We start from the raw sequence: 16,874 nt of genomic DNA, 5'->3' as shown, positions 1-16,874 counted from the left end.
CTGAAAAATACGATCATACAATTGAAATTATTCGTATTTTTTCAAAACGATCGCGCTTTCGATGCACGCATCGCAAGTATCGTCGAACTTGTTTCGAAACCGGATCCCGCTCCCCGCGGGAAGCCGCATGCAGGACATGCCGATTTTCCGGAATGCCCGCCCCCGACGCAGGGCAATATTATTGACAATCAAAGAAAAATATGTATTATCAATAGAGTAAAGCCTTTACCCCATAAAAATCATGGAGTTCCAGTTGGATATACGGCGACTGCAGGCTTTTGTTAAAATCATCGACCTCGGCAGCATTTCCCGTGCGGCTGACCTCCTCAACATCGCCCAGCCCGCATTGAGCCAACAACTGGCAACCCTTGAAAATGCCTTCCGACAGAAGCTCGTCATCCGCAGCAAAAGCGGCGTCACACCCACCACGGCGGGGATGGAGCTGTATCGGCATGCGCAGACCCTGACCAAGCAGTTCGACCGGGCCATGGTTGAAATCACCCAGGGCGTGGGTCCGCTGGTGGGCAAGGTCTCGGTCGGGCTGTCCCCCTACAGCGCGGGATCCACGCTGTCGGTCAAGCTGCTGCAGCTCGTGCGGGAACGCCTGCCCAACATTACGCTGCACCTGACCGAAAGCTTTGATGACATCTACAGCGAACTGATCATGACAGGGCGGCTGGACATGGCCGTCATCCACGGCGCCGGGCCGATCAAGGGGGTGATCTTCACACCCCTGATGAAGGAGGAATTCTTCCTGCTGGCACCGCAGTCGCTGGACTTCCCAAGGGATGAGACCGGAGCCGTGCAACTGGCGGATATAGCCGACACTCCCCTGCTGCTGCCGCCCGCACATAACTTCGTGCGCAAGAGCGTGGACATGGCCTTCATGCGCAAGCAGCTGACGCCGCGCATCGTCGCCGAGATCGAGGCGCTGATCACCCTGCAGGGGGCCATAGAGGCAGGCATCGGCAGCACCATCCTGCCATGGTCCGTCGCCAGCCGGATCGTGGTGCCGGGCAAGTCGCGCATCTGTCCGCTGCACAATCCGATCATTCAGGAGGACGTGTCGCTCTGCGTTCCTGAAATCATCCCTGAAACGGAAGCATCGGTTGCCGTGCGCGAACTGCTCATCGATCTGGCAAAGGCAATGGCCGCGTCGCATAACTGGCCGGGAACGCGCCCTTCCGCCTGACGGATCATCCCGCCTGCCGCCCCACGTTCGGGGTGGTCAGCGCGTCCGGACGCAGCAGTTGCGCAAGACGCTGGGGGGAGAGCAGTTTTTCCTCCACGATCAGGTCCGTCACCTTGCGGTTTTCGGCAAGGGCACGCCTGGCAATGGCCGAACACGTGTCATATCCCAGAACCGGCACCAGCGCCGTGACGATCCCGATATTGATATCAGACAGATACTGGCAACGTTCCCGGTCGGCCATGATGCCGCTGACACACCGCGTCGTCAGGGTTTCGATCGCCGCGCGCAGTATCCTGATGGAGGTAAACAGGCAGTAGCCGATCATCGGCTCGAACGGATTAAGCTGCAGCTGCCCGCCATCGGCGCACATGGTGATGGTCATGTCATGGCCTGCCACCAGATAGGCCACCTGATTGACGGCCTCCGGAATGACGGGATTGACTTTGCCCGGCATGATGGAGGAACCGGCCTGCACCGCCGGCAGCACGATTTCGCCCAGCCCCGTCCGTGGCCCGCTGGACAGCAGGCGCAGGTCGCTGGACATCTTTGACAGTTTCAGCGCCAGCCGCTTGAGCACCCCGGAAAAGAGGACAAAAGCCCCCACATCGGACGTCGCCTCGATCAGGTCGGGCGAACCGACCATCGGCCGCCCGGTCAGGCGACGCAGTTCCGCCATGACAGTCGGGGCATAACGCGGATCCGTATTCAGGCCCGTCCCGATGGCCGTCCCCCCCAGGTTGACCTGTTCGAAAGCTGCGGCATGTTCCTTCACGTTCAGGATTTCAGCGGCAATGGCCGCACGGAACGCCCCGAATTCCTGCCCCAGCGTCATGGGGACGGCATCGCGCAACTGCGTGCGCCCCACCTTCAGGATCCCGGCAAAAGCCCTTGCCTTTTCATCCAGCGCGTCACGCAGCCCCTCCAGCGCCACGAGCAGCGGATCAACCGCCTGCAACATGCCCAGCCGCAGCGCCGTGGGATATACGTCATTGGTGGACTGCGCCATATTGACATGGTCATTGGGATGCAGCACGGCATACGCACCCGACTCTTTACCCATCAGTACAAGGGCGACGTTGGCGATGACTTCGTTGGCATTCATGTTGGTCGAGGTCCCCGCCCCGCCCTGCATGGCATCCACAACGAACTGATCGCGATAGGCGGGATCGGCCAGTATCTGACGGCAGGCGGCATCAATGGCGTCGGCGCGCGTCCGGTCCAGATACCCCAGCACAAAATTGGCACGCGCCGACGCCTGCTTGACGGTTACCAGCGCCTGCACCAGTTCCCCGAACGTGCCGATTGACGTGCCGCTTATGGGGAAATTCTCAAGCGCGCGCTTTGTATGCACGCCCCACAGCGCACCAGCCGGAATCGTGACGTTCCCCAGAAGGTCACGCTCGATACGACCTCCGGACGCCCGCGCCTCCCCTACCGCAGGCCCGGCCTGACCAGCAGGCACACGGTTCGTGGAAGCTGTCGCTGGGGGAGGCATATTGGTCATTTCGATCCATCCACGTTCAAACAATGCCACAGACACGGATCCTTGCGATCCAGAAACATTGCCTGAACCCGCATCATCCCTGCCTTCCCGTCGATCCTAGGGGCCAGGGCGCCTCTTTCCCTCATATGATTGTTGTATGGGGCCAGACGATTTTCGTCGGTATCCAGAACGGGGAAAAAGGCCTTAGGTGAATGATGGGATTTTAGAAAATGGAGATGAGGGTTGATGTCTGGGTTTGCGGATCGACTGGATGGGATCGGGATTTCGGCGTCCGCCGCGATGACCGACAGGGCATCGGTGCTGAAGGCGGAAGGTGTCAGGATTGTCAGCCTGTCATCGGGCGAACCGGACTTTCCCACGCCTGAACACGTGGTGGAGGCGGCGATTGCCGCGGCACGGGCGGGCGATACGAAATACCCGCCGCAGGATGGCAAGCCCGCGCTCAAGAAGGCGGTGCAGGACAAATTCCAGCGCGAAAACCACCTTGATTACGCGCTTGACGAAATCCTGGTGGCAAACGGCGCCAAGCAGATCATCTTTGACGCGATGATGGCCACCATCAATCCGGGCGACGAGGTCGTGCTCCCGACGCCAAGCTGGATCAGTTATGCCGACATTGCCCGCCTTGCCGGGGCCAGCATCGTGCCCGTGCCCTGTCCCGCCGGAAGCGGCTTCCGCCTGTCGGCCGAGACGCTCGAGGCCGCCATAACGCCCAAAACAAAATGGCTGGTGCTCAACTTCCCCGGCAACCCAACCGGCGCGTGCTGTCCCCGCGCGGACCTGGAGGCCATCGCCGCCGTCCTGCTGAAGCACCCGCATGTGTGGATCATGACCGATGACATCTACGAACACCTGATCTATGACGGCCTTACCTTCTCCACCATCGCCGAGGTCGAGCCCCGCCTGAAGCCACGTGTCCTGACCGTCAACGGCGTGTCCAAGGCCTATGCCATGACCGGCTGGCGCGTGGGCTACTGCGGCGGGCCGCGCGAACTGATCGCGGTCATGAACAACATGCAGGGGCAGTCAACCAGCGGCATCAACACGCTGGCGCAGGCGGCGGCCGTCGCCGCGCTCAACGGTCCGCAGGATTTTCTCAAGGATCGCGCTGCCGAATACCAGGCCCGGCGTGACCTTGTGGTCGGCCTGCTCAACGCCATTGACGGCGTGCAGTGCCATACGCCGCAGGGTGCCTTTTATGTCTATCCCGACATCAGCGGCTGCATGGGCAAAACCTCGGCAGGCGGGCGGCTGATCGCCACCGACGCCGATTTCGTCATGGCGCTGCTGGAGGAACAGCAGGTGGCGTCGGTGCAGGGGGCGGCCTATGGCATGAGCCCATTCTTCCGTATTTCCTATGCCACCGACACGGCCACCCTGCGTGAAGGCTGCCGCCGGATCGCAGCCTTCATTGACGGGCTGAAGTAAAAAAACCATTCGAAATAAAATCTTTATAGAAATAATAAGAATTTTTGGGTGCCGCCTTTTTTCAGAAAGGCGGCGTTCTTCGAAGCTTTTTAGATAAAAAGCTTCACCAAAAACTTCCCTATGATTTTCAGACCGTCTCCAGGGCCTGAACCAAAAAAAGCCGGGACTTTCCAAAGGAGAAGCCCCGGCTTTTTTTCATCAACGGTCCTGACACATCCCCTCAGTCAGGACGGATGCGCATGATCTCCGCACCATAACCCAGCAGCACGTCGTGCTGGCCCATAACCTCCGTCACCTTGCCCGCCACCGGGGCAACCACGCGAAGCAGCAGGGTATCGAGGCGCAGGAGTGCCACCACATCCCCCTTCCCCACCCTCGCCCCGACAGGCGCGAAGGGGGCATCGCGCAACGGGTGCGCAAGGCACAGATGACCAAAATACGGGGCCGTCACCGCGACCGTGCCAACCCCGCCATCCATGCCAGCGCCGTCCCGTGGGGCGACAACGCAAGGAACCGCGTCCTGCCCCACGCGAATGCGCAGCTTCAGCCCCGCCGCCGCATTCGACAGTTCCAGCCCCTCCAGCCCCGCCTGCGCCAGCCACTGCGCAATTTGTTCAATCTCCTCGGGGGCGGGCAGCTTTTCAAAGGGCGGCAGCAGATGTTCGGGGCGGTTGCTCATGATGCCGTCCTTTGCGCAAGCCAGCGTTCAAGGTAATGGATATCCACCCCACCCTGCTGGAACGCCGGGTCCGCCAGCAGGTCCAGATGCAGGGGGATGTTGGTCGAAACCCCCTCCACCCGCATTTCCGACAGCGCCACACGCATCCGCGCGATCGCCTCCGCACGGGTCGCGCCATGACTGATGACCTTGCCGATCAGCGAGTCATAATAGGGCTGCACCGTATAGCCCGCCACCACATGCGTATCGACCCGGATGCCCGGCCCGCCGGGCAGGTCCCAGCGCGTGATGGTGCCGGGCGAAGGCGCGAAGGTAAACGGATCCTCCGCATTGAGGCGGCATTCGATGGCATGTCCCCGCAACGCGATATCCGCCTGCGCGATGCCAAGAGGATCGCCCTGCGCCACGCGCAGCTGCCCGGCCACGATGTCGATGCCCGTCGTCTCCTCGGTGATCGGGTGTTCGACCTGCACGCGGGTATTCATCTCGATAAAGGCGAACACCCCGTCCTCATACAGGAACTCGAACGTGCCCGCGCCGCGATAGCCGATGCGCCGGCATGCCTCGGCGCAGCGTTCGCCAATCTGCGCGATCATCTCCGGCGCGATGCCCGGTGCCGAAGCTTCCTCAAGCACTTTCTGGTGGCGGCGCTGCAACGAGCAGTCGCGCGCCCCCAGCCACAGCGCCGTGCCGTGTGTATCGCACAGGACCTGGATCTCCACATGGCGTGGCTTCTGCATGAAACGTTCGAGATACAGCGTCGGATTGCCAAAGGCCTGCCGCGCCTCCTCCGCCGTAAGGGCGACCGCCTGCGCAAGGTCCGCCTCGCGCTCGACCACGCGCATGCCGCGTCCGCCGCCACCGCCTGATGCCTTGACGATGACGGGAAATCCCACCTCCAGCGCGATGGCCCTGACCGCGTCCATGTCGGCGGGCAGCGGCCCGTCAGAACCGGGAACACAGGGCACCCCGGCCTCGCGCATCGCGCGCTTGGCGGTGATCTTGTCGCCCATCATGCGGATGGACGCGCCCGTCGGCCCGATGAAGGCAAGGCCCGCTTTTTCCACTGCATCGGCGAAATCAGCGTTTTCCGACAGGAAGCCATAGCCGGGGTGGATGGCCTGCGCACCCGTCAGCCGCGCCGCCAGCAGGATCCCGTCGGGATCGAGATAGCTGCGCGCGGCGGCGGCGGGACCGATGCACAGGGCGATGTCGGCCTCGCGCACATGGCGGCTGTCGGCGTCGGCCTCCGAATGCACGGCCACCGTTTCCAGCCCGAGCTGGCGGCACGCGCGCTGGATACGCAGGGCGATTTCGCCACGATTGGCGATCAGCACCCGGCTGAAACGTGGGGTCCCGCTCATGCCAGCCGGAACAGGGGGGTGCCTGCCTCCACTTCGGCGCCATCGTCCACCAGGACGGCCGCGATCCTGCCCGCCACCGTCGCGCGGACCGCGCCAAAGACCTTCATTGCCTCCACCAACGCCACTTCCTGTCCGACCTGCACGTCCTGCCCCACCGTGACGTAAGGCGCCGCGCCGGGAGAGGGTGACAGGTGCAGCACCCCGTAGGACGGGGCCGTGATGACCGCCCCGTCCTCCCCGGATGTGCCATCCGTCGTACCCGCCGGGCCGTCCGTTGCCGCCGTCCGGGGAACATCCGGGGCGGAAGCGGTATCGGCGGGGATGGGGTCCGAGGTCCCCACGGTGGTCGTGGCCGCGGCCTGCGCGCCCGCGCGGGTGATGCGGATGCGGCAGCCGCCTTCCTCCACCTCAAGCTCCGTCACCGGAGCATGGGCCAGCAGGTCGATCAGCCGCCTGACATATGCGAGGTCCACGTCCCTCACGCCGGTCCGGATGTCTTCTTGGCGAAGTTCAGGCCGCCCACGACCTGCATGGTCGGCAGCACTTCCATGAAGCTGACATTCATGCGCTGCGGCGACATCACCGCAAAGGCCACCGCATTGGCGATATCCTCGGGCAGCAGCGAATCATACTCATCAAAAAAACGCTTCTTCGCCTCTTCCATGTTTCCGATCAGACGGCCGAACACTTCGGTTTCCACCCGCGCGGGTGAAACCTCGGTCACGCGGATGTGCCGGCCGAACAGGTCACAGCGCAGCTGCTGCGACAGCGAATGCACCCCCGCCTTGGTCGCGTGATAGGTGGTGTTGCCACCCGCGAACGCGTAATGCCCGGCGATCGAGGTGATGTTGACGATATGCCCCCGGTCGCGTTCGATCATCCCCGGCAGAACAAGGCGCGTCAGCTGCAGCACCGCGCGCAGGTTCACGTCCACCAGCGCGTCGATATCCTCCACCGTCGTGTTGGTGATGTTGCCCGTGCGCGACTGCCCGGCATTGTTGACCAGGATGTCGATTTCCACCCCCTTCATCAGGGCCTCGAGCCCGGCCTGATCCGACACGCTCAGCGCATGCACGACGCACCCGGTTTCGCGCGACAGCGCCTCAAGCCGCGCCGCGTCACGCGCGATGGCGTGCACCTCGATCCCTTCTCCGGCCAGGCGGCGGACGATCGACGCCCCGATGCCAGAGGAAGCGCCAGTGACAAGTGCGGTGCGGTACGGCTGATGGCCCATGATGGAAAACCCGATCCCAAACAGTAAAAATAACGCCACGCGCCCCCGAAAAAACACCGGCCGGCAACATGATCGTCGCATGCTACCCAATGCGTGAAAACCGCACCAACAACACTTCGTTCTCACGCCATAACAAATTGCGATGGCCGGTTATCACCTTGATCCATAAGATTATCCGATGGCCTCACAGCCAGAATTGCACTGGTCATCATTACGGAAACGACCATATTTTCACGACAGGCGTCCACGTGCCGCAAAATCCTGTTTTGTTACGGTTCCGGTTTTATTCCGAAGCCCATCATTCACAGGATATAACCAGCACTGTTGCGGGGACTGTGTATTTTGAATACGGACATGAAGAACGATGCGGAGCATGGTGCGGGCGCGGCCCCTGCCATAAGCATGATCGGCACCCGCGCCATGCTGTTCGAGGCACCGGGTGACTTCACCATGGCGCAGCAGCGCCGGATCTGGGCGCTGATGGATGCGGCACAGGCCCGCCCGGACGTGCAGGAACTCATCCCCGGCGTGACCAACCTCATGCTGATCTTTTCTGCCCCGCCCGAAAGCCCGCAGGCCGTGGCCGAATGGCTGCGCCATGCATGGGACACCCTGCCTGAACGGCATATCGAAGGTCGCCTGTTCGACATCGGCGTGCGCTATGGCGGCGCACTGGGCGAAGACCTTGCCGCCGTATGCGCCCATGCGGACCTGTCGCCGGAAGAAGTCATCGCAATCCACCATGGCAGCGAATACACGGTCTGCGCCATCGGCAGCGCGCCGGGCTTTGGCTACCTGCATGGGCTGGACCCGCGCATCGCGACCCCGCGCAAGACCGTGCCATCGCTGAACATGCCAGCCGGGACCGTCATCATCGGCGGCATGCAGGCGGGCATTTCCGCGCTGACGGGGCCGAACGGGTGGAATTCCATCGGTTATGCCGAACTGCGCCTGTTCGATCCGTACCGGCAGCCGCCCGCCCTGTTTGCCGTTGGCGATCGCATCCGCTTTTATCCGGAAAGCATAGAGCTGTGATTACGATCCTTGAAACATCGGCCCTGAACACGGTGCAGGATCTGGGGCGCCCCGGGTACCGCAACCTGGGCGTGGGCACATCGGGCGTGATGGACCCCATCGCCCTGCGGGCGGGCAATATCCTGCTGGGCAATCAGGATGATGATGCCTGCATCGAACTGCAGACCTATCCATTCGTGCTGCGCTTTGACACCGCGGGCAGCTTTGCCGTGACCGGAATCGACGCCGAAATCGAACTCGACGGCCGGGCCATCCTGCCGTGGATGGTCGAAACGGCGGCGGCGGGGCAGGTCCTGCGCGTGGGGCCACCCCGGCAGGGCGCGCGCGGCTATATCTGTATTGCGGGCGGGATTGATGTCCCGGCTGTTCTGGGTTCGCGCAGCACGCAGCTGCGCGGGGGCTTCGGCGGGCTGGATGGCCGCCCGCTGGAGGCTGGCGACACGCTCCGCAGCGGCGGCATCGCTCTTGATGTCGCGGGATATGGCGCATTGCCCCCCACTGTGGCCCTTGATACCGCGACCGACAGGGATGACGCCCGGCTGATTCACCTGCGCGCCATGCCCGCGACCGATTACACGCTTTTTACGCCAGAGGCACAGGAACGGCTGTGGCACGTCCACTGGCGCATCACGCCGCAGAGCAATCGCGTGGGTTACCGGCTGTCGGGCGAGCCACTTACGCTGCGTCACAAGGTTGAGCTGCGTTCCTATGGCGTGGTCGCCGGCATCGTGCAGGTCCCGCCTGCGGGCGAGCCGATCGTGCAGCTGGCCGATGCGAATACCGTGGGCGGCTATCCCCGCATCGCCACCGTGATCGAGGCTGACCTGTGGCATCTGGCGCAGGCCCGCATCGGCACGCGCATCCAGTTCCATGAATGCAGCTTTGAACAGGGGGTGGCGGCCATGCAGCCGGTCAATGCCTATCTTGATGATCTGCGCATGATGGCTGCCCACTATCGCAGTTCCGCCCATCGTCGCGCCGGGGGCAGAACTGGCGCGAAGTCAGGAGACAAGGCATGAAGATCGACCTCAATTCCGACATGGGCGAGGGCTTTGGCCGCTGGCGCATCGCCGACGATGACGGGCTGATGGATACGGTTTCCTCGGCCAATATCGCCTGCGGGTTTCATGCGGGCGACTATGCCATCATGGACCGCACCGTGCGGCTGGCAAAGGAAAAGGGCGTCGGGATCGGCGCCCATCCCGGCCTGCCGGACCTGCTCGGTTTCGGGCGACGCGCCATGGCCGTTTCGGATGCGGACATGGAATCCATGCTGTGTTACCAGATCGGCGCCCTGCAGGGCATCGCAGCACGCCACGGCCATCGGGTGACGCATGTCAGCTATCATGCCGCGTTTGGGAACATGGCAAATGCGGATGAAGGTCTTGCCCTGCGCCTGACCCGTGCCATTGCCGCGCTGGACCGTGACCTGAGCGTGTTCTGCATGCCCGGCCAGGCGACCGAGCGCGCCGCCGCGAAGGCCGGGCTGCGGGCGCAGACCCTTTTCCTTGCCGATCGGGCCTATACGGCACAGGGCATGCTGGTGCCGCGTGGACAGCCGGGTGCTGTCATCCATGACCTGGCGAAGGTGCGCGCGCGCGTAAACCAGTTCCTGCAGGATGGGTCCGTCACCACCATCGATGGTCTGCGCCTGCCGGTCAGGGCTCAGTCCATCCTGGTACATAGCGACACACCCGGCTCCGTGGAACTCGCCCGTGCCATCCGCGCGGAAATCGAGGCCAGTGGCGGCGTGCTGACCCCGGCGTGCCAGATCAGGGACTGATCCGTTCCGCAGCCATAAGAATTTCTTATTGCCCCGCAACGAACTTCTATAACGTGGAATGCGCGCGCTGCGTTACGTTGTCGTAACGTGAAATACGCAAGGGGTTATGGCCGGCATTGATCCTTCATGAAACGCCCCCGTCCATGTCGTGCATTGAGGTACGGACAAAATGAAGCATGACCTGAAACGTGGCGCATTACTTCTGGCATCCGCGACATTTTTTACTGCCGCCCTCAACGCCCTGCAGAAACTGACGGGATCGACCCTTCCCGCCCTTGAAATCATCTTCTTCCGCAACCTGTTTTCCCTGCCTTTTGTGCTGCTGATCGCCGCACGCACGGGTATCGTTCTGAAAACGCATCATTTTGGCGGCCATGTGCTGCGTTCGGTCATCGGGCTGATCAGCATGATCATGGTCGTGATAACCGTAACGCGCCTGCCGCTGGCGGAACAGCAGGTCCTGTCCTATACGCAGCCGCTGTTCCTTGTCCTGCTTTCCATCCCGCTGCTGCATGAACGGCCATCGTTCCAGCGGTGGGTTGCGGTTTCGATCGGGTTTTCCGGCGTGGTCGTGGTCGCGCTGGGCAAGGGGCTGTTGCATGGCGCTGACGCCACCGTTCCGTACTGGGCCTATTTCGTGGCGCTGGCCCAGGGCGCGGTGGGCGCCCTGACCACCATGCAGATCCGACAGCTTTCCGCCACGGAAGCCAGCACCACGATCGCCCTGTGGCAGGCCATCCTGATGACGGTCATGACTGCGCTTCCCCTTCCCTTCATCTGGACCACGCCCGGTCCGGGCGAGGCTGCCTGCCTTGTCGCCGTGGGGGCTTTCGCCGGTATCGCGCAGGTCCTGCAGACCGAAGCGTTCGCATCCGCTCAGGTCTCCGCCATTGGTCCGTTTGCCTATTCAGGGCTGCTGTGGGCCGCGCTTATCGGATGGTTCGGCTTCGGGGAAATGCCCGGCGGCGCGATGGCGATCGGCGGGCTGCTGATCATCGGGTCCGGCGTCTGGATGCTGCGCCATGACCGCCCCGCGAAACGCAAGGCCGTGGCCGAAGGAACAATGGATGCCGCCACGGGCACGCCGCCCTGAATACATGTCCGCGCGCAATGCGCCCTTTCCTTCCTGTAAATCCATGGCACGTCAGGAGTCCCGGATCGTGACAACAGGTGAAACCCCTACCGAGGCCCGAAGCAGGCGCGCAATTCCCGCCCGCTACGTATTTTTCTTTCTTGTGTTCCTGATGTACGCCATCAGCTATGGCGACCGTGCCGCGCTTTCCATTGCCCTGCCGACGATGGGCAAGGAATTTTCCCTCACCCCGGTGCAGATGGGCTGGGTTTCGTCCAGTTTCCTGTGGTCCTATTTCCTGCTCAACCTGCCATCGACCATCGTGCTCGATATGGTGGGCGCGCGCGCCATCGGCAGCCTTGCCGTGGGGGTATGGTCATTCGCCATGCTGCTGGGCGGTATGGCGCAGAACATCACGCAGTTCCTGTTCACCCGCGTCCTGCTGGGCGTGGGAGAGGCGCCGACCTTTGGCGTGGGGGCGACCGTTGTCCGTAACTGGGCACAGCCGCAGGAGCGGGGATCGGTCATGACCATACTGCTGACCGGCATGCAGCTGGGCCTTGCCGGCGGCACGATTGCCGGGGCCTACCTCATCACCTTTTTCGGCTGGCGTTGCGAGTTCATGACACTGGGCGGCATCGGCATCGCATGGGCGCTGGCATGGTGGCTGATTTACCGCAACCCGAAGGAAACGTCGGACGCCCCCCGGCGCAAGCCCATCTCGATCCGGGAAATACGCAACCTGTTCCGCTCTTCCTCCTTCGTGGGGATACTGGTCGTGCAGTGCACGCAGAATTACCTGAACTTTCTGGTCATGTCGTGGATGCCGCTGTACCTGATCCACGAATTGCACATCAACATTACCGGCACCGGCAACAGCACGGCCCTGTGCTATCTGGTGGCGGCTGTTGGCGCGGTCATTATCGGGCGCATACTCGAACACCTTGTCTTTCGCAACGGCATCCATCCGCCCCATCGACGTTTCGTCGTTGCGATCTGCCTTGTCGGGGCGGCGACAATCGGGCTGCTGCCGCATTTCCATACCATGACGCCCATCCTGCTTGTACTGTCTGGCGCGCTGGCCTGCCTTATGGCGGCGAATGGCGCCAATACCGCACTGCTGACCGATATGGTGCAGGATGGACGGAAAATGGGTTCTGTAACGGGCGTTACACTGACATGCAGCAATTCGCTGGGACTGCTTTCGCCCATCCTGACCGGATATATCGTCTCATGGACCGGAAGTTTTGACATGGCATGGTATATGTGCGCGCTGGCACTGATTATCGCCGCCCTGCTTTCGCTTGCCATGGTGCGTGCCCCGATCCGGATGGATGAACACGCGACATAAAAGACTGTTTGAGGATCATAATTTTTTGGGGGTGCTGCCTTTTTTAAAGACAGCATCTTTCTGAAGCTTTTCGCAAACAGCTTTGCCAAAAACTTTTATGATTCCTGAATATTATTGGATTTACTTTTTCAAACAGCCTGTAAGCACGACTTTTGTGATATCGGCCTTCTGAACGGAAACGGAAGTTTCAGGGTATCCCTTTAAAAAACAGTGTGCGTATCAGCTTTCCTCTAAAGCTACCTTCTGAAACTTCCTTCTGATTTATAAGATGTTTCACAAACAGACCCGTGAAACAGTCTTCTGAAAAATCGGGACCCTACTTCCTGATTGATCTGATCCGGTCAAATGCATTGGCAAAGCCATTCAGGGACACCGGAAAGGCAATATTCTGTTCGCTTGCGGAAACGGCTGCAATCTGCATGGCTTTACTGGTCCGCAGGCGTGCAAGGACGGATGTGTCAAATGTAAATGGGACGATACATCCTGACGGCAGACATGTCCTGAAGGCAACGGGTTGTCCCACAGCCGCATTGTCCGCCTTCATCGTGACGCCCTTGCCCAGATCCAGCCCAAAAGGAAGCACGACAATACCGCGCAGTCCCTGCTGATCGGGGGACAATTCCATATTCATGACCGTCCTGTGCGTTTTCCTGTCGATGATCTGCTGCACCATAACGCAGCCTGCGCGCTTGTCAGTCTGCTGGCAGATAACCCGCCAGTCCTGATAGGTTTCATTGATGGACGTCGCCCCACCAGGCAGCAGATGCGTGTCCGGTGCTGCGATGGAAGGCGCGGCGGCCCTGGTCGTGGAGGCAGGCGTGGATGTGGACGCTGTCGCGTGCTGGGCAATCTCTGTCCCCGCAACGGCGAGAATAGCCAGGGCGGCCACGGAGCCTGCCATGATTTTCCAGTTCATTATTCGACATCCCATACAGAAATCCGGCCGGCACAAGATGTCCGGCCAGATGTAGATTGACCAAAATAAAGTTTCCGCTGCCCGATCAGAACTTCAGGGAGAACCGCCCCCGCAGGCCGCTATCGACTGACCGGTTGCCGTACTGGCCGATATAGGCAATGCCCAGTTCCAGCCGCCCCGTCAGACGGGCGCGCAACCCTGCATTCAGGACTGCCGCATCGCGTGACAGGGGCACGCCGGCGACATCAAAAGCACTGCTGCCGTCAGCAAAGGCCTCCCGCGTGGTGGGAACCGTCGCGCCAAAGGTGTGGCGATAGGCCAGACTGCCTTCGGGCACCAGCACGACGCGGCCGGCATGGAAGACAGAGGACATGCGCACACCAAAGGTGGAATAGGTCGTTCCAGTATCGATAGCCCGACCATTCAGGGCGGCCGGCCCGCCATGTTCATGGAAACTGTCGGTCTGCATGTTGACATAGGCGACGTTACCAAACGGTTCGATTGCGGTATTGCCCACATCGAAACGGTACCCCAGGTCGCCAAAGCCCTGCGCCACACCACCGTTATAGCTGCTGTTCAGCTTTTCATAGAACCCGGGGAAAGAAGCGCTGCGCCCGGTGGACAGCATCGCCCAGGTGTAGGTGGCGCCCATCCGCAGGGCCAGATGTCCCCAGTGCGTCCCGGCATAGCCACCAAGCGTGACGTTGTTGCTGTGCCCGTAGGCATCGGTCCCTTCCGAATTGAATGTCGAACGGCCATAGCTGACCAGGCCGCCGACACGCCATGTATTGAATACCGGCGCATCCGCTCCGAGCACGAACCCACCAACCGAATGGTTCATGCCGCTGGCATTGCCGTCACCGGAATTATGCCCCCATGAGCCAAAGGCCTCGCCCCACAACGTGACATGGTCCTGCTGACAGGTGCCATCCGTCCTGCGCCCCTTCAGGGTCGCCGTCTTCTGGTTGGCATCGGCGCCAGGATCGCACGAGGCGTTGCGCAGGCGGTCGATCGCGGCATTGCGGACATAGAAACTGTCCTCGATCAGCGCGGTCCGGGCAGACGCATGGATCTCGCCCGACAGGGCATCGAACGCCCGACGCGCCTGCTGACCATTCAACTGATCGATCGCCGAAACCACAGCATTGCTACCGCTCATGCCATCCAGCACCGACGCCACATCACGTTCATTGCGCGTATTTGCAACGGATTCAAAGGTCGTCGTGTTACGTCCCAGCGTAATATCCACGTCGTCAGCGGTATAAAGCAGTTCAGGCGACAGGAAGGTATAGGCATCCGCAAGGTTGGTTGACAGACCAGCAAACTGTCCCGTCACCCCGGTCTGGGTCGCCAGGATGGTGTATTCGGTTCCGGGCTTGAGCGTGGTGCCATCCGGAACCGTGAACTCCACCGTGCCACCCGTCAGGGTCGCCCCACCGGTGACCGACACCAGATCGCTCTGTCCCGCTGCCGCGCCATTGACGACATAGGTGGAACCCGCGTTCATGTTCAGGTTGCCATCAACCGTCAGGATCCCCAGCGCATTGCCGCCCGCAGGCGACAGGACGCCCCCATCGGCAATGGTGGTTGACCCCACGGTGCCGGTGCCCGCCAATGTCCCGCCCCCGGCGACACTCACGCTGGAATTCGCCAGCGAGCCATCGACCGTCAGGGTGCCATCATTGACACTGGTATTCCCGGTAAAGCCGGAATCATCGCTGGCAATCGTGACATCTCCCGAACCGTCCTTCACCAGCGAACCGGAACCGCTCAGCCCGTTGCTGAGCGTACCGTCCGTATCCTGGTTCAGCGTCAGGTTCGCGCCAGCCTCGTCATCGATCGCACCGGTACCGAAACTCGACGTCGTACCAACCAGCCTGCCGCCCTGAATATCGGTGCCGCCGCTATAGCTGTTGTCACCTCCCAGGATCAGCGTGCCGCCATCGGTCTTGGTCAGGGTCGTGCCGCCAGCGACCTTGCTGTCGTCAATCTTGGAATCGATTTCCGCAACCGTATCCGCGCCTGCGGCCGTACCGTCACCCACGCGCAGCGTAAGGTCAGAGCCCGACGAATAAAGCGTATCACCCGTAATGACGTATTTCGCACCGCTGGAGGCATCCGAATTGGCAAACTGCGCCCCGCTCAACGTCACGTCGCCACTGCTGTCATCAACGGTGACAGTGCCGCCCTTGCCTTCAAATATATCAAACGCACCCTGTGTGGAGGGCGTGTTGCCCACCCCCGACTCACTGGTCCAGTTGCCATCGCCACTGCCGCCCGGTGCGGTCCAAACGCCGTTGCCGCCATCGACCTGCCCATTGCCGGACGTACCGTTGCTGCCATGGTCGCCATTGACATTGGCACCATCCCAGTACTGCTCCGCCGTACCGGCGGCGGCCACGACCAGGTTGACTTCATTATCAACAGATGTCTGCAGCGTTTCATTCGTCCCGGCAAGCGTCACGCCATTGTTGGTCAGTGTTCCGCCATAATCATAAAGGCGATATACACCCGGCCCGAAATCACCACCCGCACTCTGGCTGACATTGAGGGTCCCGGCAATCGTCAGGTTACCGCCGACACTGACCAGGTCGTTATACTTTCCGCCAACGGTGCCCGCCTGTCCCATATCGAAATTCGCGATGGCTCCGCTATTTTCGATCAGGTTTCCACCGATGGAAAGATTACCGACGCTATTGCTGCCATCTCCAGGTGACAGCGTTGCGCCACTGGCGATCACGACATCCCCGCCCATCGTGCCGACACCGGACAGGGTCGCACCCGATGCAACCGTTGTCGTGCCGCTGATCCGGCTTTCATTACCATCAACCTGCAACGTGCCGGCACTTACGGTCGTGCCACCGCCATAACTGTCGGCTGAATTATCGAGCACCAGCGTGCCATTGCCGGTCTTGGTCATGCTGCCGCTGCCCGTAACCGTGTTGGCCAGGCTATCCGTATCCGTGCTGGCGACATCGATATCAAGCGCCGCATCATCGGTAATCGCGCCGGTACCAAAACTCGTGGTCGTGCCCGCCAGCGTACCGTTGGCAATGGTCGTCCCACCACTATAGCTGTTGGTGCCGGTCAGGGTTGTCACGCCGCTGTCCTGCTGCACCAGCGCACCAGTGCCAGAGATTGGCGCCGCCAAGGTAGAAGCATCGGAACGGTCAAGGACCAGTGTCCCGTCATCGCTGATACCGGATGTACCATCAAGCGAGCCGGATGCCCCGCCTGCACCAAGCTGCAGAGTGGCGCCCGACGCCACCGTGGTCGGGCCGGTGTAGGTGTTCGCCCCCGACAGCGTCTCCGTCCC

Annotated in this window: 14 protein-coding genes; 7 read left to right on the top strand and 7 right to left on the bottom strand. The window is 61.7% G+C overall.

The genetic code is table 11. The annotated features are described in order from the left end of the window. Positions 1-253: 253 nt before the first annotated feature. Positions 254-1,192, top strand: a complete 939-nt coding sequence (locus NJLHNGOC_RS07200) for a LysR substrate-binding domain-containing protein (RefSeq protein WP_165837870.1) — start codon at positions 254-256, stop codon at positions 1,190-1,192. A gap of 4 nt (positions 1,193-1,196) precedes the next feature. Here the strand turns inward: NJLHNGOC_RS07200 and NJLHNGOC_RS07195 are convergent, their stop codons facing one another. Next, a complete protein-coding gene (locus tag NJLHNGOC_RS07195) occupies positions 1,197-2,696 on the bottom strand; it encodes an aspartate ammonia-lyase (RefSeq protein ID WP_239021392.1) in 1,500 nt (499 codons plus the stop codon). 225 nt (positions 2,697-2,921) lie between these two features. Here NJLHNGOC_RS07195 and NJLHNGOC_RS07190 point away from each other — a divergent pair, with 225 nt between their 5' ends. After that, positions 2,922-4,124, top strand: coding sequence for a pyridoxal phosphate-dependent aminotransferase (locus NJLHNGOC_RS07190; RefSeq protein ID WP_113595773.1), 1,203 nt, complete (start codon positions 2,922-2,924; stop codon positions 4,122-4,124). Positions 4,125-4,344: 220 nt separating this feature from the next. On the opposite strand, the gene NJLHNGOC_RS07185 is transcribed toward NJLHNGOC_RS07190, so the two are convergent. The 4 genes from NJLHNGOC_RS07185 to NJLHNGOC_RS07170 are packed head-to-tail and all read right to left on the bottom strand — an operon-like array spanning position 4,345 to position 7,401. Then, a complete protein-coding gene (locus NJLHNGOC_RS07185) occupies positions 4,345-4,803 on the bottom strand; it encodes a hypothetical protein (RefSeq protein WP_113595772.1) in 459 nt (152 codons plus the stop codon). After that, complete coding sequence (gene accC / locus NJLHNGOC_RS07180) at positions 4,800-6,167, bottom strand: acetyl-CoA carboxylase biotin carboxylase subunit (RefSeq protein ID WP_113595771.1); 1,368 nt, start codon at positions 6,165-6,167, stop codon at positions 4,800-4,802. The genes NJLHNGOC_RS07185 and accC overlap by 4 nt, the downstream gene beginning before the upstream one ends. After that, positions 6,164-6,649: an acetyl-CoA carboxylase biotin carboxyl carrier protein gene (locus NJLHNGOC_RS07175; RefSeq protein ID WP_239021391.1), complete on the bottom strand. Its 486-nt coding sequence runs from the start codon at positions 6,647-6,649 to the stop codon at positions 6,164-6,166. The genes accC and NJLHNGOC_RS07175 overlap by 4 nt, the downstream gene beginning before the upstream one ends. Then, positions 6,646-7,401, bottom strand: coding sequence for an SDR family oxidoreductase (locus tag NJLHNGOC_RS07170; RefSeq protein WP_113595858.1), 756 nt, complete (start codon positions 7,399-7,401; stop codon positions 6,646-6,648). The genes NJLHNGOC_RS07175 and NJLHNGOC_RS07170 overlap by 4 nt, the downstream gene beginning before the upstream one ends. A gap of 354 nt (positions 7,402-7,755) precedes the next feature. On the opposite strand from NJLHNGOC_RS07170, the gene pxpB reads away from it, so the two are divergent. The 5 genes from pxpB (at position 7,756) to NJLHNGOC_RS07145 (ending at position 12,642) form a co-directional block, all read left to right on the top strand. Beyond that, complete coding sequence (gene pxpB, locus NJLHNGOC_RS07165) at positions 7,756-8,436, top strand: 5-oxoprolinase subunit PxpB (protein ID WP_113595857.1); 681 nt, start codon at positions 7,756-7,758, stop codon at positions 8,434-8,436. Beyond that, the gene (locus NJLHNGOC_RS07160; protein ID WP_113595770.1) at positions 8,433-9,455 is read left to right on the top strand and encodes a 5-oxoprolinase subunit C family protein; all 1,023 of its coding nucleotides are present in this window, start codon (positions 8,433-8,435) and stop codon (positions 9,453-9,455) included. Before pxpB ends, NJLHNGOC_RS07160 begins: the two co-directional genes overlap by 4 nt. Next, positions 9,452-10,219, top strand: coding sequence for a LamB/YcsF family protein (locus NJLHNGOC_RS07155; protein WP_113595769.1), 768 nt, complete (start codon positions 9,452-9,454; stop codon positions 10,217-10,219). Before NJLHNGOC_RS07160 ends, NJLHNGOC_RS07155 begins: the two co-directional genes overlap by 4 nt. Before the next feature lie 169 nt (positions 10,220-10,388). Beyond that, positions 10,389-11,312 carry a DMT family transporter gene (locus NJLHNGOC_RS07150; protein ID WP_113595768.1) on the top strand — a complete coding sequence of 308 codons (924 nt, stop codon included), beginning with the start codon at positions 10,389-10,391 and terminating at the stop codon, positions 11,310-11,312. A 67-nt stretch (positions 11,313-11,379) separates the two neighbouring features. Then, complete coding sequence (locus NJLHNGOC_RS07145; RefSeq protein ID WP_408890661.1) at positions 11,380-12,642, top strand: MFS transporter; 1,263 nt, start codon at positions 11,380-11,382, stop codon at positions 12,640-12,642. Between the two features lie 316 nt (positions 12,643-12,958). On the opposite strand, the gene NJLHNGOC_RS07140 is transcribed toward NJLHNGOC_RS07145, so the two are convergent. Beyond that, a complete protein-coding gene (locus NJLHNGOC_RS07140) occupies positions 12,959-13,543 on the bottom strand; it encodes an invasion associated locus B family protein (protein WP_239021390.1) in 585 nt (194 codons plus the stop codon). Between the two features lie 100 nt (positions 13,544-13,643). Next, a partial coding sequence (locus tag NJLHNGOC_RS07135; protein WP_113595766.1) for an autotransporter outer membrane beta-barrel domain-containing protein occupies positions 13,644-16,874 on the bottom strand: 3,231 nt, incomplete at its 5' end.

It is taken from the genome of Novacetimonas cocois, assembly GCF_003311635.1.
GTDB classification, from domain to species: Bacteria; Pseudomonadota; Alphaproteobacteria; order Acetobacterales; family Acetobacteraceae; genus Novacetimonas; species Novacetimonas cocois.
Note: the sequence above shows the minus strand (reverse complement) of the source record. Positions and strands in the feature narration are given on the sequence as shown.

Excerpts from the sequence above, each read along its gene's own strand:
- NJLHNGOC_RS07195 (WP_239021392.1), bottom strand. The coding sequence starts at position 2,696 with ATGACCAATATGCCTCCCCCAGCGACAGCTTCCACGAACCGTGTGCCT.
- NJLHNGOC_RS07190 (WP_113595773.1), top strand. The coding sequence starts at position 2,922 with ATGTCTGGGTTTGCGGATCGACTGGATGGGATCGGGATTTCGGCGTCC.
- NJLHNGOC_RS07185 (WP_113595772.1), bottom strand. The coding sequence starts at position 4,803 with ATGAGCAACCGCCCCGAACATCTGCTGCCGCCCTTTGAAAAGCTGCCC.
- accC (WP_113595771.1), bottom strand. The coding sequence starts at position 6,167 with ATGAGCGGGACCCCACGTTTCAGCCGGGTGCTGATCGCCAATCGTGGC.
- NJLHNGOC_RS07170 (WP_113595858.1), bottom strand. The coding sequence starts at position 7,401 with ATGGGCCATCAGCCGTACCGCACCGCACTTGTCACTGGCGCTTCCTCT.
- pxpB (WP_113595857.1), top strand. The coding sequence starts at position 7,756 with ATGAAGAACGATGCGGAGCATGGTGCGGGCGCGGCCCCTGCCATAAGC.
- NJLHNGOC_RS07155 (WP_113595769.1), top strand. The coding sequence starts at position 9,452 with ATGAAGATCGACCTCAATTCCGACATGGGCGAGGGCTTTGGCCGCTGG.
- NJLHNGOC_RS07150 (WP_113595768.1), top strand. The coding sequence starts at position 10,389 with ATGAAGCATGACCTGAAACGTGGCGCATTACTTCTGGCATCCGCGACA.
- NJLHNGOC_RS07140 (WP_239021390.1), bottom strand. The coding sequence starts at position 13,543 with ATGGCAGGCTCCGTGGCCGCCCTGGCTATTCTCGCCGTTGCGGGGACA.